Origin of the sequence: Microbacterium sp. H6 (assembly GCF_003314775.1) — a bacterium.
In the GTDB taxonomy this organism is placed as follows: Bacteria; Actinomycetota; Actinomycetes; order Actinomycetales; family Microbacteriaceae; genus Microbacterium; species Microbacterium oxydans.
Genome location: NZ_QOAY01000146.1, coordinates 13,486 through 15,100, shown reverse-complemented (window position 1 = coordinate 15,100; position 1,615 = coordinate 13,486). Strand labels below are relative to the sequence as shown.

At 67.9% G+C, this 1,615-nt stretch carries 3 protein-coding genes; 2 read left to right on the top strand and 1 reads right to left on the bottom strand.

Annotated features, from left to right (window positions below):
• On the top strand, window positions 1–379 hold a 379-nt coding region (locus tag DSP71_RS09390), incomplete at its 5' end, for a nucleoside deaminase (protein WP_258546352.1).
• A gap of 13 nt (window positions 380–392) precedes the next feature.
• Here DSP71_RS09390 and DSP71_RS09385 read toward each other — a convergent pair.
• Entirely contained in the window at window positions 393–1,364 is a 972-nt protein-coding gene (locus tag DSP71_RS09385) for a cation diffusion facilitator family transporter (RefSeq protein ID WP_058630457.1), read from the bottom strand.
• A gap of 59 nt (window positions 1,365–1,423) precedes the next feature.
• Here DSP71_RS09385 and DSP71_RS23480 point away from each other — a divergent pair.
• On the top strand, window positions 1,424–1,615 hold a 192-nt coding region (locus tag DSP71_RS23480), incomplete at its 3' end, for an NAD(P)-binding domain-containing protein (protein WP_258546351.1).

Below are 1,615 nucleotides of genomic sequence, written 5' to 3'. Positions count from 1 at the left end.
GGTCGGAGCGGTGGTCCTCGATCCCGAAGGCCGGATCATCGCGGAGGGACGCAACACTCGCGAGGAGACCCACGACCCGACGGGGCACGCCGAGGTCGAGGCGCTCCGTCGGGCGGCGGCAGCGGTCGGGTCCTGGAATCTCGAGCAGCACACACTCGTGGTGACCCTCGAACCCTGCATCATGTGCGCGGGCGCCGTCCTGCAGGCACGCATCAGTCGCGTGGTGTTCGGAGCATGGGACGACAAGGCCGGTGCTGCCGGATCGATGTACGACGTGCTGCGCGATCGACGGTTGCCCTATCGTGCCGAGGTGGTCGGCGGCGTCGAGGCTGAGGCTGCGACCGCGCTGCTGCGTTCGTTCTTCGAGCAGCGGCGCTGAACGCGGTCCCCGTTCAGTCCGACGACTTCAGCACGAAGACGTCGGTCGAGGGCTCCGGGTCGATCGCGGGGCGGTAGACGTCGGGCTCGATGTAGACGACCCGCGCGACCGGCACGGCCTCCCTGATCCGAGCCTCGATCGCGTCGATGTCGTCGGCGGCCTCCCGCAGCGGCTTGTCCGCGTTGAGGGCGATCTTCGCCGCCACCATCAGCTCGTCCGGGCCGAGGTAGAGGGTCTTCATGTGGATGATCTTCTCGATCTCGTCGCCGGCGTTGATCGCATCCACGATGCGGTCGTGGTCGGCCTGGGTCGCGCCCTCACCGACCAGGAGGCTCTTCGTCTCGACACCCAGCACGATCGCGATCAGCACCAGCAGCACACCGATCATCACGGTGCCGAGTGCGTCGAACATCGGATTGCCGGTGAGCAGCGTGAGGCCGACGCCGAGCAGGGCGAACGTGAGGCCGGTCAGGGCGCCCACGTCCTCCAGCAGCACGACGGGAAGCTCGGGTGCCTTGGAGCGGCGCACGAACGACACCCACGACTGCCCCTTCTCCCGCACGAGGTTGCTCTCCCGCACGGCTGTGCGCAACGAGAACGACTCGAGCCCGATCGCGATGACGAGCACCACGAGCGGAAGCCACCACCACGTCTTGTCGAGCTCATGCGGATTCGTGAGCTTCTCGACGCCCTCGTAGATCGCGAAGAGACCGCCGACCGAGAACAGGATGATCGACACGACGAACGCGTAGACGTAGCGCTCGCGACCGTAGCCGAACGGGTGCGCGCGGTCGGCCTCGCGCCGAGCCTTGCGTCCGCCCAACATCAGGAGCAGCTGGTTGCCGGAGTCCGCGACGGAGTGGATGGCCTCGGCGAGCATCGAGGCGGAGCCGGAGAGCGCCCAGGCGATGAACTTCGCGAGGGCGATTCCCATGTTCGCCAGGAACGCCGCGACGATGGCCTTGTTGCCTCCGGATGCACTCATGGGACGAGTCTAGAACCGCCCGCCCGGGGATGTCGGAGTGCCCGCCGTAGGATGACGACATGTCTGACTCGCTTCCTTCGCTCGCTTTCCTCGGTGCCGGCTCGATGGGCGGTGCGATCCTCCGCGGAGTGGTCGCCTCGGGTGTCCGCATCGATGGCGGGATCACCGCGACGAACCGCACGGCGGAGAAGGCAGAGGCGTTCGCCGGCCTCGACGGGGTCACCAGCATCGCGCTCGCCGATCGGCCGGAG